We start from the raw sequence: 24,292 nt of genomic DNA on the forward strand, positions 1-24,292 counted from the left end.
TCAAGTTGACACCCCCTCTATTCAAATCAAATATTTTATTTTGATTAACCAATTCATAATCATATATTTATAAGATTATTTATTAACATTTAAAATCCCTCAATTATGAAACAGAAATTTTTAAACATTTCAGATTTTACAATTCTTTCTAAAGAACAATTAAAAAATGTAACAGGTAGTGCTGGAGTAGACCTTAGCAAGTGTGCATGTGATTGTGCTGGAAATGTAACTGGTCCTATTTATTGTGAATTATATTTTGCTTGCCCACATGAGCACACTTGTTAATCAACAATGTAACAATACTTATTTTATTTTAAACAAAAAAGCAGCTAATTAAATTAGCTGCTTTTTATTCATATAGTATTTTAGTTATCATCTAATCAATTCTTTCAATTTTAGCTCCGATAGATTTTAAACGAGCTTCAATATCCTCGTAACCTCTATCAATTTGTTCAATATTATCTATGATACTCGTTCCTTTTGCTGATAAGGCAGCAATTAATAAAGAAATACCTGCACGAATATCTGGTGAAGTCATTTTAGTTGCTTTTAATTGCGATTTGAAATCGTGACCTATTACTGTAGCTCTATGCGGATCACACAAAATTACTTTAGCTCCCATATCGATTAATTTATCAACAAAGAACAAGCGACTTTCAAACATTTTTTGATGAATTAAAACCGTACCTTTTGCTTGAGTAGCTACTACTAATACAATACTTAATAAATCTGGTGTAAACCCTGGCCAAGGTGCATCAGCAACGGTTAGTACTGATCCATCAATATAACTTTGAATCTCGTAACTATCTTGTTCAGGAATAAAGATATCATCCCCTCTTTTTTCTAGTTGAATTCCTAATTTTCTAAACACATTAGGAATTTGCCCCAAATCATCCCAACTAACATCTTTGATAGTTAATTCAGAACGCGTCATTGCAGCCATACCTACCCAACTACCAATCTCAATCATATCTGGTAAGATAGTGTGCTCACAACCTCCTAAAAACTCAACTCCTTCGATAGTTAATAAGTTAGAACCTACTCCTGAGATTTTTGCTCCCATAGAGTTCAACATTTTTGATAATTGTTGAATGTATGGTTCACAAGCAGCGTTATAAATAGTTGTAGTTCCCTTTGCTAAAACTGCCGCCATAATGATGTTTGCAGTTCCAGTTACTGAAGCTTCGTCTAGCAACATTTCTGTACCAACCAAACCTGTTTCAGTTTCTACTCCATAAAAATATTCCTCACGATTATAACGGAATTTTGCTCCTAAATTGATAAATCCTTCAAAGTGTGTATCTAAACGACGACGACCAATTTTATCTCCTCCTGGACGCGGAATGTATCCTTTTCCAAAACGAGCTAATAACGGACCAACAATCATAATAGAACCTCTTAGTGAGCTTCCATCCCTTTTAAAGTCTGCTGATTCTAGATATTTTAAATTGATATCATCTGCTTGAAAACTATAAGAATTTTTAGAAAGTTTTTCAATCTTAACTCCTAATTCTCCTAAAATGAAAATCAATTTATTGACATCAATAATATCAGGAATGTTGTTAATTATTACTTTTTCTGAAGTTAATAACACTGCACAAATTACTTGTAATGCTTCGTTTTTTGCCCCTTGTGGTGTTATTGTTCCTTTTAATTTGTGACCTCCTTCAATTTTAAATGATGCCATTTACTTTTTTCTGTATTTAGTGTTTGATTTTCCTTTTGATTTGTGCTGACCTTGGGTACTACGTTTTCTTAACAAGCTTTTACTATCTGTTAAATCTTCTTCAATACTTCTAATGTCTATTTTTCCGTCTGATAATTCATACAGATGATCAAAAATTACATTATCATCAACCGTATCTTTATTCCAATTTAGATAACATTTCTTCATATGATTAGCAATGGTAAAAACCAACGCTTCTTTCATATCACCATCTTCCCACGTTAAAGCAACGTCAATCATCGTTTGAATATTTGTTCCATAAAAACGATATTTAGAAGCTGATTTAGGATATGCCATTCTTTCTGGAGCCTCTTGCAACTCTTCTTTAGAAGGTGTGTCATAAGGAGAATCTACATCTAATTTAAAATTAGACATGATATGTAGCTGATCCCAAAGCTTATGTTTAAAATCAGGAACATCACGTAAGTGTGGTTGTAAATTACCCATTACGTCTATAATTGCCTTAGCCATTGTGTTACGCTCTTCTCTATCTTCTAAAGCAACACAATGATTTACGAGTTTTTGTATATGTCTTCCGTATTCAGGAATAATTAATTTCGATCTTTCTGAATTGTATTCTAAATCAAACGTCATTTCTCTATATTTTTATCCATGCAAAATAGGTAATTATTTACGAACTAGCTATCCGACTACCTTCAATTTTGCAAATTGTAACAATAATTTCTTTTTACCTACGGTACTAAACTCTATTTCTGCTTTTTTATTGGGTCCTTTCCCTTCTAAAGCTATTACTCTTCCTGTACCAAAACGGTTATGCTCTACTAAATTTCCTACGGTAATTTCTCCATCAAATAAATTCATTTTTTGGTTCATTTCCGAAACCTTTTTCATTTTACTTTTTGGAGGAATCGTCATTGGTTTTTCTTTCTTTTCTAAAAACTCTTTTCTTTTTTTCTGAATAGGCTTTTGAAAACGAATTTGCTTCGGAGTATCATCAAATAAACTTGCATCAATAAATCTATTTGCAGAAGGTTCTGGAACTTTAGGAGTTAAATACTCTAAATACTGTTCATCTATTTCTTCTAAAAACCTACTTGGTTCTCCGTCAGTTAATTTCCCCCAACGATAACGTGTTTGTGCATAAGTTAAATAGGCTCCTTTTTCAGCTCTTGTTAAGGCTACGTAAAATAAACGCCTTTCTTCCTCTAACTCACTACGTGTGTTCATACTCATTGCAGAAGGAAACAAGCTTTCTTCTAACCCTACAATATACACGTATGGAAACTCTAATCCTTTTGATAAGTGAATTGTCATTAACGAAACTCGAGGTTCTTCATCTTGTTTATCAGAATCAAAATCAGTCGCTAGTGCTACATCCTCTAAAAAAGATGTTAACGAAGCATCCTCACCTGTCTCAATTTTATCAGTAATAAAATCTTTTATCCCGTTTAATAATTCCTGAACGTTTTCAACCTTGTTCACTCCTTCGGGAGTTCCGTCTTTTTGTAAATCTTTAACTAATTGCGTTTGTTTCACCACCAAATCTGCTATTTCAAAAGCATTTTTGGTTTGCGCTTCTATTTGAAAACGCTGAATCATGTTTACAAAATTCTGTAACTTTGTTTTGGTTCCAGAATTAATACTGATATCAATCGTACTGATATTCTTTAAAATATCAAACATTGATTTTTTATAGTGATTTGCAGCAATAGTTAACTTATCTATCGTTGTAGCACCAATACCCCTTGCAGGATAATTGATAATACGCTTTAATGCTTCCTCGTCATTCGGATTGATTAAAATTCGTAAATATGATAGTAAATCTTTAATTTCTTTACGTTGGTAGAATGAGATTCCTCCGTAAATTTTATACTTAATGTCTTTTTTACGTAACGCATCTTCTATCGCTCTTGATTGAGCATTGGTACGGTATAGAATCGCAAACTGATCACTTGTTAACTGATGATTCATTTGATTTTCCCAAATAGATTGTGCTACAAAACGTCCTTCTTCTCCATCAGAAATCGTACGCATCACTTTCACACTATCTCCTGCATCGTTTGCTGTCCAAATTTCTTTGTCTAACTTCGTTTTATTCTTATCAATAACACTATTTGCAGCACGTACAATGTTACTTGTTGAACGATAGTTTTGTTCTAACTTAAAAGTTTTTACATCTGGATAATCCTTTTGGAAATTTAAGATGTTTTGAATGTTTGCACCACGGAATCCATAGATACTTTGTGAATCATCTCCTACCACACAAATATTCTGAAAACGATCTGCCAACGCACGTACAATTAAATACTGTGAATGGTTAGTATCCTGGTACTCATCTACCAAAATATATCGGAAACGATCTTGATATTTTGCTAACACATCTGGAAAACGCGCTAACAACTCATTCGTTCGCAGTAGTAAATCGTCAAAATCCATAGCTCCAGACTTAAAACATCTATCTACATATTCTTTATAAATATCTCCTGTTCTCGGTCTACTAGCTTCTAAATCGGCTTGTTGTAAATCAGAATTATTAAAATACGCTCTAACCGTAATTAAACTGTTTTTAAAAGACGATATTCTACTTAAAATTTGCTTTGGCTTATATCTATCTTTATCCAAATTCATTTCTTTGATAATTGCCGTTATCAATCGAACTGAATCTTGTGTATCGTAAATGGTGAAGTTTGATGGATATCCTAATCGGTCAGCTTCTGAACGTAAAATACGTGCAAAAACCGAGTGAAAAGTTCCCATCCATAAGTTTTTAGCTTCGCTATAACCTACTACTTTACCAATACGGTCTTTCATTTCGCGGGCAGCTTTATTGGTAAAGGTAAGTGACAAGATGTTAAACGCATCTACTCCTTGCTCCATTAAATAAGCAATTCTATAGGTTAATACACGTGTTTTACCCGATCCTGCTCCGGCAATAATAATCATTGGACCGTCTTTTTGTAAAACGGCTGCTCTCTGTGGCTCGTTAAGTTGCTCTAAATAAGTACTCAATGAAAAATAAATTGAAAGATTTTAAAAATGGAAAATTAACCATTCTTTTAGGTTTATTAAAGATTCTGAACCATTTTTTATTCACGAATTTTATTCTTGAAAAATTCGATATAATTACCGAATATTTAAAAATTCGTCTAATAACCCAAATAAATACAAATTCGTTTTAAAACCCGAATTATTTTGTTTTATGAATATAAAGATTTATTTTTACTAAAAATTTAGCGGTATGACAAGTGTAATTACAGGTGATATTATAAATTCTAGAGATGTATTAGCTAAAATATGGCTCCCTATTTTAAAGCAAAGCTTTAACAAAATAGGAGAAACTCCTAAAACATGGGAAATTTTTCGCGGTGATAGTTTTCAAATTGAAATTGAAAATATTGCTGATACTTTACTTTTTGCTATTGAATTAAAAACTACTATAAAAAAAATAAAAGATTTAGATATTCGTTTAGCTATTGGTATAGGAACTAAAAGCTTTGATGCTTATAAAGTAACAGAAGCTAATGGTGAAGCTTTTGTTAATTCAGGTTATGCCTTCGATCATTCATTAAAAAAGCAAAATTTAGCTCTAAAAACACCTTGGAAAGACATTAATGAAGAGTTTGAAGTTTCTTTAGGTTTAAGTTTGCTGATTATGGATAATTGGACAGTAAATTCGGCTGCTTTTGTAAAAATGTATTTAGAAAACCCTGAAAGTACTCAAAAAGTAATTGCTAAAAAATTAGCCATTTCAGAAAGTAGTGCTAGCGAACGAAGAAAACGTGCTGGTTTTGATGAAATCATGAAGTTAGAAAAACGTTATAGAACTCTTATGAATAAGAAACTAACCAACCTATGATACTCTTTTTAAAACTTTTAGTAGCTCATTTATTGGGCGATTTTGTTTTTCAACCAAAAAGCTGGGTTAAAGACAAAGAGAAAAAGAAAATCAAATCAACAAAACTATACGCTCACATAAGTGTTCATGCTTTTCTCTTATTAATCTTATTACAGTTTAACTTACAATATTGGAATGTTTTCTTATTAATAATAGTTTCTCACTTTTTAATTGATTTGGGTAAAATTTATCTTCAAAAAAAGAAAAACAAGCGTTTGCTTTTCTTTTTAGATCAAGCTTTACACCTCTTTTTTATAGGAATAGCCACTTATATTTCCCAACCTTTTAACATTACATTTTCAGCAATAGCAAGTGAGCATAATTTACTCTTAACCTGTTGTTTACTTTTTGTAACATTTACCTCATCTATTATTATAAATACGTTGATTTCTAAATGGAATCCTGAGAAAAATAATAAATCAGAAGAACAATCGTTAGCTAACGCAGGAAAGTATATTGGCTTTTTAGAACGTTTATTGGTTTTTGTTTTTATAGCAATTAATCAATGGGCTGGAGTGGGGTTTTTACTCGCAGCAAAATCTATATTCAGGTTTGGAGATTTAACCGCATCAAAAGATAGAAAATTAACAGAGTATGTACTTGTCGGAACTTTATTAAGTTTTGGATTGGCAATTTTAACAGGACTCGTATATTCGCATTATGGAAGATAAAATTATAGAAGGATTAGCCTACGCCCTACCTGCTTTAGTAACTGGTGGTGTAGCTTATCTTATTTTAGGTCGTTTTATAGAACAAGACAACAAAGAAAAAACCTTTAACGCCTTAGTTGAAAAAAAACGAGAAAGTTTACCAGTAAAACTACAAGCATACGAACGTATGTTATTGTTTTGTGAACGTATTAATCCATCAAAATTATTATTAAGAGTAAATCCTATTGGAGATGATCCAGATAACTATTTACAACTTTTAATAGGAAATATTGAACAAGAATTTGAGCACAACCTAGTGCAACAATTATATATTTCTGAAGATAGCTGGAAAGCTGTTTTAGCTGCTAAACTGGCTATTATCGCAAAGCTTCGATCAACTGCAGATAATGTAAGTACTGCAAAAGATTTACGTGAAAATGTACTCATTGATTACTCTCAAGAAGAAAGTCCTGCAAATACTGCTATTGGCTTTTTAAAACAAGAAGTTAAAAAACTGATATAATAAAAAAAGCCTCCAAATGGAGGCTTTTTTTATTTTAAATTGTTCAGTATAAAATCAATCTTAGGATTGGTATTTGAATTCGCTACATAAGAATCCGTAATGTATTTTGCATGCTCTGCGTAACCTCTATTAATCAAGTATTCAATATCATTAACATATTCTAACGAAACTTTCCCTGTTAACAATACACTTAAATCTTTACCAGAATGAAAATAATCATAGATTTTTTTTAACCCTGTTAAGTACAAATAATCTTTTGTAAAACCTCCTCCTCTATGAATACGCGTTGTAATATAAAACGCTTGTTCTCTTTCTAAATCATAGTTATTATGTAACAATCTAAATGTTTTTGAAAATGAAGATCCTTTTACCAAACTATTTACAGCAATTACTCGATACGCCAATTCTTTTAAACGTTTAATCGTTAAATTACCTGACATGTATTCACTAAAAACAGCTAGTCCTTCTTGTGTCTCAACATTATTAGGAAACCCATGAGAAAATATTTTAAGTGGATGCAACACACCATTCATTGTAGTTACCATATGTACTCCAATTTCATGATTAGTTAAAATACCCATTTCATTTTTTGAAAAGATATGATTACTGTTCAACACCAAAGTTTGCATACTATTTAATACCATAGCAATAGCCCCCATAGTATCAGATTCTTTTATATTAAAAGAAAAGTCATACCTACTTCCGTATTCTCTAAATAATTTTTCCGCTTCTTCTATAGAGTATTTTGGTTGAAATATTTCTTCGGAAGTATCTTCAGCATCAAAATGTAAAATGAATTTTGCATTCTCCACATCTTGCTCGGTAGGTTTTCCAAAAGAACGCAAACTGTTGTAATAGAATTTTTTTCCTTCTCCTACAGTTTCAATACACTGTACAATTCCCGAGTAATAATAAATAATCTCTTCATATAGATTTCGAATTTTTTCATCTTCAATCAACTCCAACGGAAGTGTAAAAAACTCTCGATGTAGTTTAAATTTATCAAAATCTCTCTTTGGATATTCAAAAACAGGATCCGTTAAATATTTTGACTCAAAAAAACGTTGTTTTTCCTCCTCTATATTAGTAGGATTTACATAACGTAATAACTCAATTTTTTTAACGAGTTTATCTATTCTTTTATCTATGTCAGCAATTGCTTCTGCGGTAGCATTAATTTCTTTCATTCTGATTTATTAAAGCGACTACAAATTTACTTTTTATGCGTTTCATAAAATGATTCTGCATGCAATTTTAACTCCTTTTTTAAATAAGCTTCTACTGCATTAACTACTTCTGGGTATGTGATTTGTGCTAACTCATCACAATATACTTTCGCTATTTCTGTAGCCAATACTAAAGTATTATTAAAGTTTTCCGTAATGTACTTTAAGAAATACCCATTTCCTTGAAAAGTATCGTTGATTTTAGACGTTGATTTAATATTATTAGGTAGAGGTATTTTTTCTAAAACACTTCTCCAAGATTCAATTTCATTGCCAAAACGAGTATTATCTACATTAGCTGTTCCTAAATTCCATGTTGGCACTTCCCTATCCCAACGTTGCCAATTATAAGAATGCATATCATACACAATACAAGAGCTAAATTTTTCTTCAATTTTTGAAATCAACGCATGAACAACTTTGTAAAAATTAGCATGCTTAGTCAAACTTTTAGCTGTCATTTCTTCAGAAAGTGGTTTGTACCACAATTGCTTACCCCAAGCATCTGTATAAATTGCTGTTTCAGGAGCACGGTTTAAATCGTATTCAAAACGAGAGTCCATCCCCGCAATAACAATTGGGTGTGATTGTACCATTGCTTTAGTTTCTGGGTCTTCCTCGTACCAACGTTCATATTCGGTATGGATACAATTCTCCCATAATTCTTTCCTAAATTGATGTCCGTCATGAACAGCTCCACATACATACGGAACATACTCTTCTATTTTTATAGTAAAGGAGTAATCGCTAGATACGGCTTCAAAAATCTCTTCCTTTTGAATTTTTTCTATAATTTCTGCTATCGAAAGTTTTTCCATCATACAACTACTTTTCAACAGGTAACTCTAATCTACTTGCCCACTCTGTCCAAGAACCATCATATACACTATAATTTGTATATCCTGACGCCTCCGCTCCTAAAGCTAAAATACACGCCGTTATTCCTGATCCACACGAAAAAGTCATGTGTTCTTTTTTAGGATTCATTTCAAAAAATAATTGTTGAAGCTCCTCTACTGATTTCATTTTCCCATCAGACTGTAATCTTCCGTGAGGCAAACTTTTCGAATTTGGAATATGACCTCCACGCATATCGGCTCTTGGTTCTAGTTCAGTAGCGTAAAAACGTCCTTTCGAACGCGCATCCAAAATCAACTCTTTATTATTGGAAGCTTCCAAAACTTGTTCGGTTACTCGTAGCAAATCTTCTTGGTAACTTGCTTCAAAATTACCTTGTTCGATTTCTTTTTCTATCTGAGGTTCAACACTATATCCTGTTTCTTTCCATGCAGGTAATCCTCCATTTAAAACAGCGATATTTTGAAATCCAAAAACATTGAACAGCCACCATACTCTTGGCGATGAATACACCCCTAAATCGTCATAAACCACAATACAACTATTATTGTTTATTCCTAGTTTTTGAACTTGTTTTTCAAAGTGTTCTTTCGACGGAATTGTATTTGGATATTCTCCTTCAATATTTAAGAAAACGTTCTTTAAATCAAAGAAAACAGCATTTTTAATTTGCTGTTTTTCTTTTGTAATATCTAATGTACCTCCTACTTTAGGAATGGTTGCATCTAAAATAATTAGATTTTTAGCCTCTAAATTCTCTTGTAACCATTCTACTGAAACAAGAGGTGTAGTTACTTTAAGCATCATCTACTTTACGTTTTAAATCAGTCATTCTTCTGAATGCTGCATTTTTTTCTAAAACTTTACTCTCTAAAAAGTCAATTACCTTTTCTTGAATCTTGACTTTTGATACTTTATTAATGTAAACAATTCCTCCTGGACTCATCACATTAACCTCGACTAGTTTACCTCCAATAACATCTATTCCTACAAAATACAATCCGTCTTGAACCAATTTTGGACCAATCTTATCACACAATAACTTTTCTGCTTTTGTTAGCTTATGCTTTTCTACCCTACCACCTGCTGTAATATTTGAACGATGATCTTTATCTCCAGGAATACGTCTCATTGCCCCAATAGGCAATCCGTTTAACAATAAAATACGTACATCACCTTGATCGGCTCCTTCTATATAATCTTGTAGAATGACATAATCGGAAGATCCATCACTTTTATTTATATAAAAATCTAACAGAGAATTAATATTTCCCATTGCCGACTTTTCAATCAAAATTACTCCTGAACCTCCATATCCGTTTAATGGTTTTAAGATCATTTTATCTGACTCAGATTCTTCAATAATATTTATCAAATAGTCTTTGTTTTTAGAAACGTGAGTTACTGGAATTATCTCATTGTTTGGATCTTCAAAAACAGCGGTATACAACTTGTTATTTGCTTCACGCATTCCTTGAACCGAGTTGATGACAAAAACATCATCTTTTACTGAATCTAAAAAGTTCAACATTAATGGGTCTAAAGGTGGATTTGCTCTCATGAAAATAGCATCGAATCCAGCTAAAGGAAGCATTTCTTCTCTTGTAGTTGCTTTTTTATAGTACGATTTTATACTTGCTGGTACTTTGTCCATTCTTCCAACAATGGTACAAAAAGCATTTGTTACACTATTTCGTATTGTTAAGTTAGATGGTGTACATATTGCTACTCCATGCCCTCGTTTTGCACACTCATGTATCAACGTTAAAGTTGAATCTTTCTCAGGATTTATTTCTTCCCAAGGATACATTAAAAAACAAATATTCATTTAACCTGATTTGTTTATTCTTTCTTCTTTAATTACTATTATTCAATCTATTTATATAAGTAATGCTATACATTTACTTTACTTCATCATAATGATCATCCCAATTTTGAGGATGTGGTTTCCCTAATTTACCTACAGATTTTGCTACTAAAGTAGATACAGTAGCATCGCCTGTAACATTAATTACTGTTCTACACATATCTAAAGGTCTATCTACAGCAAAAATTAACGCTAAGCCAATTGCTAGTTTATCTGCTGGAAAACCTACAGATTCTAATACAATAACTAGCATTACCATACCCGCTCCTGGTACTGCTGCAGAACCTATAGATGCTAATAATGCTGTAAGTATAATGGTTAATTGATCTCCAAAAGTTAGATCAAAACTTAATGCTTGTGCTATAAATACAGCCGCCACGGCTTGATACAAGCTCGTACCGTCCATATTAATAGTAGCACCTACTGGTAATACAAAACTCGACACTTCTTTATCTACACCTACATGCTCTTCAACACGCTCCATTGTTACTGGTAACGTTGCAGCACTAGAACTTGTAGAAAAAGCTAACAATTGTGCTGGACTAATTTGTTGTAAAAACCAAAATGGATTCTTTTTTACAAATACACTTATTAAAATCATATAGAATACAATCAATATCAACAAGCCACCTACCACTGTTAATGCATATTTTAATAATGCTAATAATAAATCTGGGTCATTTGAAGACACTACTACGTTAGCTAATAATGCGAATACAGCATACGGAGCAGACAACATAATTAAATCTACCATTTTTAGTACAACTTCATTTAAAGAATCGAAAAACTTCTTTAAAGGCTTAGATTTCTTCTCCCCTACCAGTAACATCGATATTCCTAAGAAAATGGTAAAGAAAATTACTTGTAACATTGCTTTGTTACTACTCATTGCCTGCATTGCGTTATCAGGAACCATATCTACAATAAATTGTAAAGGTCCGCTTGCTTTTTGTTTACTCGCTTCTGCTATTTTTGATTGTACTCCTCCACTATTCGCATAGGTTTCTGTTAATTTTGCTATAGTATCTTCAGAAATTCCATTTCCTGGCTGTACAATGTTAACCAACATTAACCCTACAGTAATTGCAATTACTGTAGTACCTATATATATAAGTATGGTACGTAGCCCTATATTTTTAAACTTAGAAATATCTTTTAAATCCGATATCCCTTTTACTAAAGATGCTATAATTAATGGAACAGCTATTAACTTTAATAATTTCACAAAAATAGTTCCCAATGGTTTTATCCAGTTAGCTACAAATAACGCTCCTCCTTCAACGAAAGTCATCGCTAAACCAAATAAAATTCCTAAAATCATTCCTATTAAAATTTGCCAGTGTAGTGCAAGTTTCTTCATGTAATCTATTAGTTTTTTGAGGCTGTAAGGTAAAAAGAAATATTGAAAAAAAAAGTGACCTCTAATTTGTAACTTGTGTCTCAATAAATAAGAACTTAGTACTAACCTTATAAAATTAAAAATGGCAGGAATTTTAGACTTATTAAACAGTGATTTAGGTAAAACAATTGTTTCTGGTGTAGCAGGATCTACTGGTCAAGATACTGATAAAACAAGCAGCGTATTAACAATGGCTTTGCCTGTTTTAATGAAAGCTATGCAACGTAATGCTTCTTCTTCTGAAGGTGCAGAAGGCTTAATGAGCGCATTAAATAAACATGATGGAGGAATTTTAGACAACCTTAGTGATTTATTTAATGGCGGTGTAAACTCAGATGTTTTACAAGACGGAAGTAAAATTTTAGGACATGTTTTAGGAAACAAACAACAAGGCGTTGAACAAGTAATTGGTCAAAAAGCAGGTATAGACACAAATGCTGTAGCAGATATCTTAAAAACAGCTGCTCCAATCTTATTGGGTCTTTTAGGAAAACAAAAACGTGAAACCAATGTAAATAATGCTGGTGACTTAGGAAGTTTATTAGGTGGTTTGCTTGGTGGAAACTCTAACGAAAGAGAACAAAGCTTCTTAGAACAAATTTTAGATGCCGATGGTGACGGTAGTATTGTTGATGATGTAGCTGGTATGGTATTAGGAAACGCTAGCAGCAGTAAACAAAATTCAGGTGGTTTACTAGGCGGATTATTAGGTGGCGTTTTTGGAAAAAAATAAACTTTCTCTTTTAATGATGAATCAAAGGGCAAACATTTGTTTGCCCTTTTTCTTTTAATTACTTTTGCCACGATTATTAGTCTGTATGGAAAAACTAAAACAACGTTGGGGAGTAGACAATAACTGGTCTTTAGCTGCAATTTTTATTGTATTTGCTATGAATGGTTCATTTGCTGCTTGGGTAGCTAAACCTATTACGGGCTTACTTGGTTTGTCTCCTGAAACTATGTCTCCTTGGTTGTATTACCCTTTAAGAATTTTACTTATTTTCCCTATTTATCAAACTACTTTACCTTTATTAGGTTGGTTATTTGGTCAATTTAATTTTTTCTGGGACTTTGAAAAGAAGTTTTTAAGTCGTCTTGGGTTAGGTTTTCTTTTTAAAAAGCAAAACTAAAAACATTAATAATCAGGATTTTACCTTTTATTTTCTTTTTATAATTTCTTACTTTCGTACGTCGATAAGATTTGTAACACCTCCTCTATTAGTTCCCTTTTCTTTAATAGAAATACTAACAAAACCTAACTTCGTATGAAAACTCTTAAAAAAAGAATACTGTTATCTATAGTAATTGGTTGCTTCATTGTATTATTTAACACCTGTAAATCAGACAAAAAAGAAAACCAAAACACTACTATTATTCCAACGGAACAAAAAGCTAAAAAAGAAAATATCATTACAATTATTACAGAAAACATGGAGTTTATGATGACTGATACTATTCCTTCTGGCTGGAATACATTTAAATACATAAATAAATCTACCCAAACACATTTTATTCTTGTAGACAAATATCCTAAAGGAAAAACTTCTAAAGATGCTGAAGAATATGTAGCTCCTGTTTTTGACAAGGCAATGAAGCTAATCAATGACGGCAAAACTAAAGAAGGGTATGCTGAATTTGCCAATCTACCTGAATGGTTTAACCAAGTTTTATTTTTAGGAGGTACTGGACTGATTTCTCCTGAAAAAACTGGTGAAACAACCCTGTATTTAAAACCAGGGAATTATATGCTAGAGTGCTATGTTAAAATGAGTAACGGCGTATTTCACTCTTCTATGGGAATGGTCAAAGACCTTGTTGTTTCAAATAAAGATTCAGGAAACTCTGAACCTGAAGCCGATGCCAATATAACTATTTCTAGTACTGAAGGGATTATTTTAAAAGACTCAGTTTTTGCAGGGAAACGTACATTTTCTGTTCTTTTTAAAGATCAAACTGTATATGAAAGTTTCGTTGGACACGATATTAATCTTGTTAAACTACAAAACAAAACAGATCTTAAAAATTTAGAAAAATGGATGAACTGGGCTGAACCTAAAGGATTAATAGAACCTGCACCTTCTGATGTAATTTTCTTAGGTGGTGTAAATGACATGCCTGCAGGAAATAAAGGGTATTTTACAGCAATACTAGATAAAGGTATTTATGGTTTAATTTCTGAAGTTCCTAAACCTTCTGATAAAAAGCTTTTTATAACTTTTGAAGTCTATTAACAAAGTAAACTTAGTTTACTTTGTTAATTATTTCATTTATATTGATTGGAATAGGCAAGTCTACTCCCTCTTTTAAAAAACGTTTATGCACCGCTTCTTTTAGGTTACATTTTGTTTTAAATTCCTGAAAAGGTTCATTCAACCATACGTATGCACGCATATGTATATGGTCTGGATGTATATCAATAACACGAACATCTACTTGATTTACATCTGCCATTACTTGCTCTGGTGTACGATAATCTATTACTGTTGGTAACTTTACCGCCTCATCTTGAATAATTTTTCGTGCTAAATCTATATCTGCTTTTATTCCTAATTTAAAATTATTAAAACTTAGAATATGAGAATCTTCTATAGTATGATTTAAGATAGAATCGGTACTAATTACAGAATTTGGTATAATCAACCGTTTATTTTCAAAATTATTTATTACTGTATGACGTAGCGTGATGTCTTCTACAATTCCTACACGTGTTTCGTCTAATTTAATATAATCACCAACTCGAAACGGACGAAAAATAACAATAAAAGCTCCTGCAATTAAATTAGAGAGCGCTGCTTGCGCAGCAAAACCTATAATCGCCGCAATAATACCTGCTCCAGAAAAAATTAATGTTGCCTTACTTCTAAAAGCAGGTACTGTCATAATAATGTATATAACAGTTAAAAGACCTATGATAAAAGTTACAGAATTACGTAAAAACTGAATACTTGTTCTACCAAAGCGATCTTCTTTTTTATGTTTGATTAGTTGCCAAATTATGGCTCGCACCACTCTTGAAACTCCCCAAGCAATGAGGATTACAAGTAAGATATACCCTACAATTCCAAAAAAGGAATTTAAATTGAACTCATATGTTAACAATTCTTTCATTATACAGAAAGATTAAATGCTTTGATTGCGTGAATTGTGGTTGTATCAAAAATAGGAATTAACACATCTTCTTGTTTTACTAATAAAGGTATTTCTGTGCATCCTAAGACGACACCTTCAACACCTTTTGCTTGTGCTTTTTTTATTATGGCAAGATATGTTTCTTTCGATTTTTTATTTATAATTCCCTTTGCTAACTCATCATAAATAATCTGATGAACTACATCTCTATCTTCTTCATTAGGTATAACTACCTCAATACCAAAACTTTTTAACACATCGGTGTAAAATTTTTTTTCCATAGTATATTTAGTTCCCAACAATAGAATTTTTTTCAATTGTTTTTCTATAATTGCTTCTGCAGTGGCTTCAGCAATATGAATTATGGGTACACTAACTTTATTCTTCACAGCATCAACACATAAATGCATTGTATTTGCACAAATTATAATACAACTAGCACCTGCTCTTTCTAAACTTATAGCTGCATTAGCCATGATATTGCCTAAAACGTCCCATTTACCAGCTACTTGTAATGCAGATATTTCACCAAAATCAACAGAATTCACTAATACTTTTGCTGTATGTCCTCCGCCATATTTTTGTTGTGCTAAATCATTTAACACTTGATAGTACATAATAGTTGACTGTGGTGTAATACCTCCTATGAGACCTATTTTTTTCATTAAAACAATGCTGTTTGACTTTCGTCGTCTTTACTTTTTTTCTTCTTTTGAAGTGCTCTTTCTAAAGCTTTTTTTGCCTTATCTTCTTTCGACTCTTCGAATTCTTTTTTTACCTCAGGAACATCTAAATCTAAAGACTCTTCAACTATTTCTTCCTCTTCATTTACCTCAATATCTTCTACTTTATCCTCCTCTGGTTCTTCATACGGAAGTGATTCTTGCAAATTAACCGTTTTAATTTTTTCCGCTGTTAACTGATTTCCTAAAGCTTTAATTCCTTTAACCGCTATAAACTCTTCAAAATTTACTTCTATATTTTCCAAACTACGTTTCGAAAAAACAACTTCAGCCATCGGACGATAATCTGTTGCTATAATTTCTAGTTTCGACTTTTCATGTTCAGAAATAAAAACCTCTTCCTTATCTGGAGTTTCTATTAAAAAACGTTTTACAAAATAACGTTCTTTATTTCCATCAAAATAAATTACTGAAATAGGTTTATTAGGTTTCCATTTTTCTAAAACAATCATGTCATCTTCGAAATGCATTGCTAAATCTGGAGTTACAGCCTTAATTTTACCTGATTGTGTCGCAATTAAAATTTTATCTTCAGCTTTAAACTCTCCTAACAACTCTCCTCTTCCATCTACATTTAAACGTTGAACCGTATCATCAAACCAAACTTTACGCGGTTTTAAAGTAGATACACCTGCTTCTTTAAACTCTACTTTTTTAATCGCATATTTAGTTACTTGATTACCACGAACACTACGTCCTTTTATTGCTAAATCAGCAAAATCAATATCCCACTTAAGCTTCTTAATGCTTCCAACAGCACGCAGTAAAATAGTTACTACTTCTGCTTCTCCATTAGGGTTTGCTGAGAAGTACAATACTTTCGATTTAGAATCGTCATTTGCTAAATTGTACTCTTTGTCACGAGTTACCGAAGTTACATTGAAGCGTTTCATAAAGGAAGCCCCTTTAGCTCCATCTCTATAAATCATGTTATAAACAGTGCGCTTGTCTTTCTTTTTGAAAATAGCAACATGTATAATTCCTTTACCCACAAAGGTTTTAGAATCTACTTTTGTAACAATCATTGCCCCATCTTCTCTAAAAACAATAACATCATCAATATCGGCACAATCAGTAACATATTCGTCTTTTTTCAACGATGTTCCAATAAACCCTTCTTCTCTGTTTACGTATAATTTAGAATTACGCATAACTACCTTAGTAGCTACAATATCATCAAAAATTCGGATTTCTGTTTTTCGCTCTTTACCTTTTCCGTATTTCGTTTTTAATTCTTTAAAATAATCAATCGCAAAATCGATAAGGTTTGCTAAGTAATTCTTTACCTCTGCTATTTTTTCTTCTAAGCTTTCAATAAATTGTTTCGCCTTGTCAATATCAAACTTAGAAATCTTTTTAATTCGAATTTCTGTTAAACGCACGATATCTTCTTCTGTTACTTCGCGTCTTAAATGTTTGATATGCGGTTGTAACCCTTTATCAATCGCTTCAATTACACCTTCCCAAGTTTCAACTTCTTCAATATCACGGTAAATTCTATTTTCAATAAATATACGTTCTAACGAGGCAAAGTGCCATTGTTCTTCTAACTCGTGTAACTGAATTTCTAATTCACGCTTAAGTAATTCAACCGTAAAGTCTGTTGATTTTCTTAGAATTTCACTTACTCCTATAAAAATAGGTTTGTTGTCTTCAATAATACAACATAGAGGAGATATTGAGTTTTCACAATTGGTAAAAGCATATAACGCATCAATTGTTTTATCTGGCGATACATTAGGTGGTAAATGCACCAAAATTTCTACCTCAGCAGCTGTGTTATCTTCTATCTTTTTAATTTTAATTTTCCCTTTTTCATTTGCCTTTAAAATACTGTCAATTAATGATGAGGTAGTCGTTCCAAAAGGAATTTCATTAATAACTAGTGTTTTTTTATCTAATGCTGAAATTTTAGCACGCACACGAATTTTCCCACCTCTTTTTCCATCTTTATAATCGGTTACATCTACAATACCTCCAGTTAAAAAATCGGGAACGATGGTAAAACTTCTTCCTTTTAAATATTTTATAGAGGCATCTATTAACTCATTAAAGTTATGTGGAAGTATTTTCGTAGAAAGACCTACAGCAATCCCTTCTGCTCCTTGTGCTAATAACAGTGGAAACTTTACAGGTAAGTTTACAGGTTCTTTTTTACGTCCGTCATACGATGCTTGCCACTCGGTAGTTTTAGCATTAAAAACAACATCTAACGCGAACTTAGACAAACGAGCTTCAATATAACGTGAGGCTGCAGCACGGTCACCTGTTAGGATATTACCCCAGTTACCTTGCATATCTATCAACAGTTCTTTTTGCCCCATTTGTACCATGGCATCGGCAATAGAAGCATCTCCATGCGGGTGATACTGCATGGTATGCCCAACAATGTTCGCTACTTTGTTATAACGACCATCATCTAAATCTTTCATCGAATGCATAATACGACGTTGTACGGGTTTAAATCCGTCTTCAATCGATGGTACTGCACGTTCTAAAATTACATAGGAAGCATAATCTAAAAACCATTCTTTATACATACCCGTTACCTTAGTAATGGTTTCGGTTACTTCTGAATGATTTTCATTTGTTAATTCTTCGTCGTGTTCGTAATTGTTGTTTTCTTCACTCATGTATGAATGTTTAAACGTTTATTCGTTTAAGAGTCCTTTTGTTTCTTCTTAATTAGTAAAAAAATAGCTATAAAAACTAAGGCTGCAACTATCATATTTATATAAGGCGCCTTATTTTCCTCCCAACTTAAATTATCAAAATCTAGATTAAATACATTGACAAAAAAAATTGAAAATGCTATTAATAAATATATTCTAGCTCTTCTGTTTCTATCCATTATTTTTTCTTGTACTTCGTTACAAGCTAATTTATTTATCTGATGCTTTTTTAGACAATTTCATAGATAAACCTAATAATAAAGCTGAAATCAGTATTAATAATGTTTCTATATATGAATTTTGACTAGATGAACTACCAAAATAAATCATTAAAACACTTGCGAGAATCATTATCAATGACACTATTATAATTACTTTCTTTAATTCTTTCATTTTAATTTTCTTCCACTAAGTCTAATTCTACTTTTAGGTTATTGATGATAAACTTTTGTCTGTCTGGAGTATTTTTACCCATATAGAACTCTAGCATTTGTTCTATCGACATTTCTTTATCTAGCATAACCGGATCTAAACGAATATCATCTCCAATAAAATGGACAAACTCGTTAGGAGAGATCTCCCCTAGTCCTTTAAATCGAGTTATTTCTGGTTTTCCTCTCAGCTTATTTATTGCGGCTTGTTTTTCTTCTTCTGAATAACAATAAATCGTTTCTTTTTTATTTCGAACCCTAAAAAGTGGAGTATCTAAAATATAGAGATGTCCTTCTTTAATAACTTCTGGGAAGAATTGTAAAAAGAAGGTAATTAATAACAATCGTATGTGCATTCCATCTACATCGGCATCGGTAGCTATTACAATATTGTTGTAACGCAAATCTTCCAATCCGTCTTCAATATTTAAGGCTGCTTGCAACAAGTTAAACTCTTCATTTTCATACACGATTTTCTTTGACAATCCGTACGAATTTAAAGGCTTACCTTTTAAACTAAATACTGCTTGGGTGTTTACGTTACGTGATTTAGTTATCGATCCACTTGCTGAATCTCCCTCGGTAATAAACAATGTTGTGTCTAAATACCCATCTTTTTTAGTATCTCCAAAGTGAACGCGACAATCTCGTAATTTTTTGTTGTGTAAACTTGCTTTTTTAGCACGTTCACGAGCCAATTTTCGAATACCTGATAACTCCTTACGCTCTTTTTCAGCTTGTAATATCTTCTTTTGAAGTTTATCAGCTATCTCCGTATTCTTATGTAAAAAGTTGTCTAACTGCGTTTTTACAAAATCGTTGATATAAGTACGAACGGTTGGTAAATCACCTCCCATTTCAGTAGAACCTAACTTAGTTTTGGTCTGACTTTCAAAAACAGGTTCCATTACCTTGATAGAAATCGCTGCTATGATAGATTTACGCACATCAGATGCATCAAAATTCTTTCCGAAAAACTCACGTACCGTTTTTACTACTGCTTCTCTAAAAGCATTTAGGTGCGTACCTCCTTGCGTGGTATTTTGTCCATTAACAAATGAGTGATATTCCTCTGAATATTGCGTTTTACTGTGCGTCATCGCAATTTCAATATCATCACCACGCAAATGAATTATCGGATACAACATATCATCTTGATTGTTGTTATCTTCTAATAAATCTTTTAATCCGTTTTCAGAATAAAACTTTTCACCATTAAAAACAATGGTTAATCCTGGATTAAGATATACGTAGTTCTTCAGGAGTTTAATAATGTATTCTGGACGATACTTATAGTTCTTAAAAATACTATCATCCGCAATAAAAGTTACTTTGGTTCCTCTTCGACGCGATGTTTCTTCAAGAAATTCTTCATTCGTTAAATTTCCTTTTTCAAACTCTGCTGCTGCTGATTTACCATCACGAGTAGACTCAACTCTGAAGTAAGTAGACAAGGCGTTTACCGCTTTGGTACCTACTCCGTTTAATCCTACCGATTTTTTAAAGGCACGCGAATCGTATTTACCCCCAGTATTCATTTTCGATACTACATCTACTACTTTTCCTAACGGAATACCACGACCATAATCGCGCACAATTACTTTTTCGCCCTGTACTGAAACTTCAATCGTTTTTCCTGTACCCATAACAAACTCATCAATAGAGTTATCGAGTACTTCTTTTACCAAAATATAGATACCATCGTCGGGTGAAGAACCGTCTCCTAATTTTCCAATATACATCCCAGGACGCATACGGATATGTTCTTTCCAATCGAGCGAACGAATATTATCTTCGGTATATTTTGTTTCTTGAGTCATAAAAATAAAAGCAATTGAAGTCTCTGCTAAAATAGTGTTTACAACGTAAAAACAAAAAACTCTGTTAATTTAATTATTAACAGAGTTTGAGTTATTTTCCCTTTAATTGTTTAGCTTCTATTTTACACAGAGTCCGACCATAACTTTCGGCTTTCTTCCTTACAATCGTTTTTATTTCTGTTTTACAAGTAGAAAGTCCTCTACATGTTTTCTTTAAATGATAACGTTCACTTGCTACACTTTTACAAATAAATACGTTTTTATCTTTCTTTTCTTGAAAAGCCATTAACATTAATGTCGCAAATATGAGTAGTATATATTTCATTATTCTGATTTTTTATTTTTCAATAAAAGTTTTATTCTTTTTTGCTTTTCTGTATTCCCAAGGAGCTATTACTTTTGATAATGACCAAACTCCTACTTTGTTGATTCTAGCTTTTTGTTCTAGCTTACTATATTCTTTACTTTTTGAATACTTTATAAAATGCATTGCTAACCCATTTTTAACCAAACTTTTATTTAGATTTTGATTCTTATCATAATAAATCTCGGCAATTAAACGTTTCCAATGCCACTTACCCTTGTTAACTACTTTAACTGTTTTCCCAAATATACTGTTGGATACAAATTGTTTTGCTCTAGTACTATAAGCTTGTCCTTTTTCTGGACAATCAATATGTTCTAGTCTAATTTGAATTGGCTTGTTTTGATATAGTACTTTTACGGTATCTCCGTCTACTACTCCAATTACTCTTGCACTAAATTCTTTCGGTACTTTTGCCCCTGTTAGAGTTATTAATAAAAATAATAGTATTGTTTTTAGGTACATAGTTTAATCTATAATTCAGAACCTAATTTAAGATTTTAATTAACTTTTTCTACTTCAGACTCCTCGTAATAATCTACAGTTCTTAAAAGTAAGGTATCTAGTTTATAGATATCATCAATACTCTCTATTCTTTCTCTTACTTCTTTTTTATTTACATCGAACAGTCCTATATATTTAGTTTTTCCATTTAGATGAAGCCTGCATAATGGTTTACGATTATTATCATCTAATAAAATTCCAAAATATGACTGTGTATCCCTAAAAGCTATTCTAGTTAAAGGTATTTTTCTTCTCAAAATAGCCTTAACAATTCTGTAAGCCTCCATTTCTTCTTCTGTGGTTACTATTTTGCTTTCACTTTTTGGCTCAGATTCTTTTTGCTCTTCTACCATTTTCTCTTCTTCTTTGTTCAACGCATTTTGTAATCTATCATTTACTCTTTCACTAATAAATTGATTAATAGATTTTGATACTAACTCTTTAAATTGTTCTAATACTTTTTCTGTCTGTCTTCCTGAATAAACTCTTGAAGTAAAAAATCGAATAAAATCATTTTCTGGGTCTATTAATTGTGAACTAAAAATCTTTTTAATCTCTTTCGAATACTTTAAAGAACTTGCGTTATTCACTATTTGATCGATATCAAATTTTGTTTTATGAAATTTCACTATTTCATTTATTGTAGGCTCCTTTAATTTCGTTATATCAAATTCTAAGAATGGTTTTTCATCCATCTTATTAGTAGCTTCTAAGTCAGTAAAAAACTTATATTCTATTCCATTTGTCAATAGTGCAAATCTTGATTTTGACGTATGAAAATATCTAAACAACTGAGAGTTATGTGTATTTAAATCTTCTTTCCAATGTTTACACTCTATTATTAAAATAGGAACACTGTTTTCCATAATTGCATAATCTACTTTCTCTCCTTTTTTTAATCCAATATCAGCTGTAAACTCAGGTATTACTTCGGTAGGATTAAAAATATCATATCCCAATAAGTCTATAAAAGGCAATACAAAGGCTGTTTTAGTTGCTTCTTCCGTTTCTATCTGATCTCTTAATGTTGTAATTTTTTGTGAAAGTGCTTTTAGTTTGTTGGCTAGTTCCATTTTACAAGTTTTAGTTAAACACATCAAATCTAAACCCCCTAAAAAACAAAACCTTACGGATTTCCGTAAGGTTAAGAATTAGATCTAAATATTCTTTTAATCTTCCAGCAAAAGAACTTCACTCTGATGTACAAATCCAACTACCTTAGTTTTCTTTACTTTAATTTTGATCCATTTACCATGCGTAGATATTAGACTTAATTTTTCTCCAAATTCCAGTTGTTGAATTATATAATATGATATATCTGGACCACTCCTTACATTAAGATTTTTTTTATTTACTAGCAATGTTTTTAAGTTATTAGGCTTTTCTAATGATGTAATACTAGTGCTTCCATTAAAAACAGTTTTCTTAGTTTGTTGAGTTTTTCTATCACTCTTATATGAATTGGTATAACTTCTTGTTTGTTTCCCTCGAGCACAAACCCCGCATGACCCACCTCCACTACAATGCTTGCACCTACTGCAATTTTTACATGCCCTACAGTATGCAGACCCCGTACATCTCGCTTCTGTATCTACATAACACCCTAAAATACTTACGTTCTTTAAAGATTCTTTGGTTGTGGGATATTTAGCAAATCCTAATGTAAGAATAACTACTGATATCATTCCTACTCCGAATAATTGATGTTTTATTTTCATTCATATTTTTGTTTATGTTTCTATAGTCTCAAATCTAATTATTGTAAAACATTAAACCCTACGAAAATCCGTAGGGTTTAATCAATATAATAGTCGTTTTGCTATTTCCTCTTCTTCTAGTACTTCTCCATTCTTTAGCAACATCTGTTTATTCTCACTAATCGGGTTTAAATACAGTTCATAACCATAAGTACAATTGTTAAACCGATATTTTAATGCTTTTATTCCTGCTAACAGTCCTTTTCTTTTTGTTTCTTCATATACATAATGTGAACAGGATTTTCTAAATATACAGCGTGCTGGCTTATCCTTTGGTTTAAACTTCCAATACGCCTTTATAGAAAGAAGTAACAAATGTTTCATTATTCTTTACTAAAAAACAATCATTTGTCTGTATGCTGTATATCCTGGTTGAGAACCTATTCCAAAACAACCTGAATCAGGGAGAACATGAGTTTCCACACTCTCAAGTCGAACATATCGCCAACCTTGATCGTTGTAATTACTAATAATAGCTTCTAATTGTTGTGCTACTTTTGCTGAGTTTCCTTTATTTCTATCAATAGACGGTGTAAAGGGTATTACTTTATATTGCATAACTCTCTCTTTAAAATTTGATTCTTAGTTTTTACAACCATTTTTATCACAAGTAATTCTATCACTAGTACTTACCCAATGTTCTGGGTGCTCTGTTGTATCAAAACCGCATCCTGTCGTTCCTCCCTTACTTCCTTTATGAACCTCATTTGTTGGTGTGTGTTTTACAGCCATATCTATATTTTTTTGTTAATATCATTACAAACCTA

26 protein-coding genes are annotated in these 24,292 nt (G+C 31.9%); 7 read left to right on the top strand and 19 right to left on the bottom strand.

Going from position 1 to position 24,292, the window contains the following annotated elements; all coding sequences use genetic code 11:
* Positions 1-105 precede the first annotated feature (105 nt).
* Entirely contained in the window at positions 106-285 is a 180-nt protein-coding gene (locus C8N26_RS08560) for a hypothetical protein (RefSeq protein WP_120186937.1), read from the top strand.
* Between the two features lie 91 nt (positions 286-376).
* Here the strand turns inward: C8N26_RS08560 and murA are convergent, their stop codons facing one another.
* Genes murA through C8N26_RS08575 form a run of 3 tightly spaced genes read right to left on the bottom strand, consistent with a single transcriptional unit; the run spans position 377 to position 4,696 of the window.
* Positions 377-1,687: a UDP-N-acetylglucosamine 1-carboxyvinyltransferase gene (murA, locus tag C8N26_RS08565; RefSeq protein ID WP_120186938.1), complete on the bottom strand. Its 1,311-nt coding sequence runs from the start codon at positions 1,685-1,687 to the stop codon at positions 377-379.
* On the bottom strand, positions 1,688-2,320 hold the full coding sequence (locus C8N26_RS08570) for a DUF4290 domain-containing protein (protein WP_120186939.1): 633 nt from the start codon (positions 2,318-2,320) through the stop codon (positions 1,688-1,690).
* Positions 2,321-2,368: 48 nt separating this feature from the next.
* Positions 2,369-4,696, bottom strand: a complete 2,328-nt coding sequence (locus C8N26_RS08575; protein WP_120186940.1) for an ATP-dependent helicase — start codon at positions 4,694-4,696, stop codon at positions 2,369-2,371.
* Between the two features lie 229 nt (positions 4,697-4,925).
* Here C8N26_RS08575 and C8N26_RS08580 point away from each other — a divergent pair, with 229 nt between their 5' ends.
* Genes C8N26_RS08580 through C8N26_RS08590 form a run of 3 tightly spaced genes read left to right on the top strand, consistent with a single transcriptional unit; the run spans position 4,926 to position 6,755 of the window.
* On the top strand, positions 4,926-5,543 hold the full coding sequence (locus C8N26_RS08580) for a SatD family protein (RefSeq protein ID WP_120186941.1): 618 nt from the start codon (positions 4,926-4,928) through the stop codon (positions 5,541-5,543).
* Positions 5,540-6,253: a DUF3307 domain-containing protein gene (locus C8N26_RS08585; RefSeq protein WP_120186942.1), complete on the top strand. Its 714-nt coding sequence runs from the start codon at positions 5,540-5,542 to the stop codon at positions 6,251-6,253. The genes C8N26_RS08580 and C8N26_RS08585 overlap by 4 nt, the downstream gene beginning before the upstream one ends.
* The gene (locus C8N26_RS08590) at positions 6,243-6,755 is read left to right on the top strand and encodes a DUF7935 family protein (protein ID WP_028892488.1); all 513 of its coding nucleotides are present in this window, start codon (positions 6,243-6,245) and stop codon (positions 6,753-6,755) included. The genes C8N26_RS08585 and C8N26_RS08590 overlap by 11 nt, the downstream gene beginning before the upstream one ends.
* Before the next feature lie 29 nt (positions 6,756-6,784).
* Here the strand turns inward: C8N26_RS08590 and C8N26_RS08595 are convergent, their stop codons facing one another.
* The 5 genes from C8N26_RS08595 to C8N26_RS08615 all read right to left on the bottom strand — a co-directional run bounded on the left by C8N26_RS08595 (position 6,785) and on the right by C8N26_RS08615 (position 12,066).
* Entirely contained in the window at positions 6,785-7,942 is a 1,158-nt protein-coding gene (locus C8N26_RS08595) for a flavohemoglobin expression-modulating QEGLA motif protein (RefSeq protein ID WP_120186943.1), read from the bottom strand.
* Positions 7,943-7,968: 26 nt separating this feature from the next.
* Positions 7,969-8,799: an N-formylglutamate amidohydrolase gene (locus C8N26_RS08600; protein ID WP_120186944.1), complete on the bottom strand. Its 831-nt coding sequence runs from the start codon at positions 8,797-8,799 to the stop codon at positions 7,969-7,971.
* Positions 8,800-8,806: 7 nt separating this feature from the next.
* Positions 8,807-9,646 carry a sulfurtransferase gene (locus C8N26_RS08605; protein ID WP_245962545.1) on the bottom strand — a complete coding sequence of 280 codons (840 nt, stop codon included), beginning with the start codon at positions 9,644-9,646 and terminating at the stop codon, positions 8,807-8,809.
* A complete protein-coding gene (gshB, locus tag C8N26_RS08610; RefSeq protein ID WP_028892493.1) occupies positions 9,636-10,667 on the bottom strand; it encodes a glutathione synthase in 1,032 nt (343 codons plus the stop codon). Before gshB ends, C8N26_RS08605 begins: the two co-directional genes overlap by 11 nt.
* Positions 10,668-10,740: 73 nt before the next feature.
* Complete coding sequence (locus tag C8N26_RS08615) at positions 10,741-12,066, bottom strand: dicarboxylate/amino acid:cation symporter (RefSeq protein WP_120186945.1); 1,326 nt, start codon at positions 12,064-12,066, stop codon at positions 10,741-10,743.
* 121 nt (positions 12,067-12,187) lie between these two features.
* Between C8N26_RS08615 and C8N26_RS08620 the strand changes: the two genes are divergently transcribed.
* From C8N26_RS08620 to C8N26_RS08630, 3 genes are all read left to right on the top strand, one after another.
* Complete coding sequence (locus C8N26_RS08620) at positions 12,188-12,838, top strand: DUF937 domain-containing protein (RefSeq protein ID WP_120186946.1); 651 nt, start codon at positions 12,188-12,190, stop codon at positions 12,836-12,838.
* Positions 12,839-12,923: 85 nt separating this feature from the next.
* Positions 12,924-13,235 (top strand): DUF6787 family protein, encoded by a 312-nt coding sequence (locus tag C8N26_RS08625; RefSeq protein WP_120186947.1) that lies wholly within the window; start codon positions 12,924-12,926, stop codon positions 13,233-13,235.
* A 135-nt stretch (positions 13,236-13,370) separates the two neighbouring features.
* A complete protein-coding gene (locus C8N26_RS08630; protein WP_120186948.1) occupies positions 13,371-14,336 on the top strand; it encodes a hypothetical protein in 966 nt (321 codons plus the stop codon).
* Between the two features lie 10 nt (positions 14,337-14,346).
* Here the strand turns inward: C8N26_RS08630 and C8N26_RS08635 are convergent, their stop codons facing one another.
* The 11 genes from C8N26_RS08635 to C8N26_RS13500 all read right to left on the bottom strand — a co-directional run bounded on the left by C8N26_RS08635 (position 14,347) and on the right by C8N26_RS13500 (position 24,257).
* Entirely contained in the window at positions 14,347-15,213 is an 867-nt protein-coding gene (locus C8N26_RS08635; RefSeq protein ID WP_120186949.1) for a mechanosensitive ion channel family protein, read from the bottom strand.
* Positions 15,213-15,899 (bottom strand): aspartate/glutamate racemase family protein, encoded by a 687-nt coding sequence (locus C8N26_RS08640; protein ID WP_120186950.1) that lies wholly within the window; start codon positions 15,897-15,899, stop codon positions 15,213-15,215. The genes C8N26_RS08635 and C8N26_RS08640 overlap by 1 nt, the downstream gene beginning before the upstream one ends.
* Positions 15,899-18,610 (bottom strand): DNA gyrase/topoisomerase IV subunit A, encoded by a 2,712-nt coding sequence (locus C8N26_RS08645; RefSeq protein ID WP_120186951.1) that lies wholly within the window; start codon positions 18,608-18,610, stop codon positions 15,899-15,901. Before C8N26_RS08645 ends, C8N26_RS08640 begins: the two co-directional genes overlap by 1 nt.
* Before the next feature lie 433 nt (positions 18,611-19,043).
* On the bottom strand, positions 19,044-20,900 hold the full coding sequence (locus C8N26_RS08660; protein ID WP_120186954.1) for a DNA topoisomerase IV subunit B: 1,857 nt from the start codon (positions 20,898-20,900) through the stop codon (positions 19,044-19,046).
* Positions 20,901-20,991: 91 nt separating this feature from the next.
* Complete coding sequence (locus C8N26_RS08665) at positions 20,992-21,225, bottom strand: hypothetical protein (protein ID WP_038005973.1); 234 nt, start codon at positions 21,223-21,225, stop codon at positions 20,992-20,994.
* Positions 21,226-21,237: 12 nt separating this feature from the next.
* Positions 21,238-21,729, bottom strand: coding sequence for a thermonuclease family protein (locus C8N26_RS08670; protein WP_120186956.1), 492 nt, complete (start codon positions 21,727-21,729; stop codon positions 21,238-21,240).
* 35 nt (positions 21,730-21,764) lie between these two features.
* Complete coding sequence (locus C8N26_RS08675; RefSeq protein ID WP_120187198.1) at positions 21,765-22,841, bottom strand: type I restriction endonuclease; 1,077 nt, start codon at positions 22,839-22,841, stop codon at positions 21,765-21,767.
* Positions 22,842-22,937: 96 nt separating this feature from the next.
* Entirely contained in the window at positions 22,938-23,486 is a 549-nt protein-coding gene (locus C8N26_RS08680; RefSeq protein ID WP_038005976.1) for an SH3 domain-containing protein, read from the bottom strand.
* An 81-nt stretch (positions 23,487-23,567) separates the two neighbouring features.
* A complete protein-coding gene (gene yidD, locus C8N26_RS08685; protein WP_028892504.1) occupies positions 23,568-23,849 on the bottom strand; it encodes a membrane protein insertion efficiency factor YidD in 282 nt (93 codons plus the stop codon).
* Between the two features lie 9 nt (positions 23,850-23,858).
* Positions 23,859-24,083, bottom strand: a complete 225-nt coding sequence (locus C8N26_RS08690; protein ID WP_120186957.1) for a hypothetical protein — start codon at positions 24,081-24,083, stop codon at positions 23,859-23,861.
* Between the two features lie 24 nt (positions 24,084-24,107).
* Positions 24,108-24,257 carry a hypothetical protein gene (locus C8N26_RS13500; protein ID WP_170141641.1) on the bottom strand — a complete coding sequence of 50 codons (150 nt, stop codon included), beginning with the start codon at positions 24,255-24,257 and terminating at the stop codon, positions 24,108-24,110.
* Between the last annotated feature and the right edge of the window lie 35 nt (positions 24,258-24,292).

The sequence above is a fragment of the Tenacibaculum lutimaris genome (assembly GCF_003610735.1).
In the GTDB taxonomy this organism is placed as follows: domain Bacteria; phylum Bacteroidota; class Bacteroidia; order Flavobacteriales; family Flavobacteriaceae; genus Polaribacter; species Polaribacter lutimaris.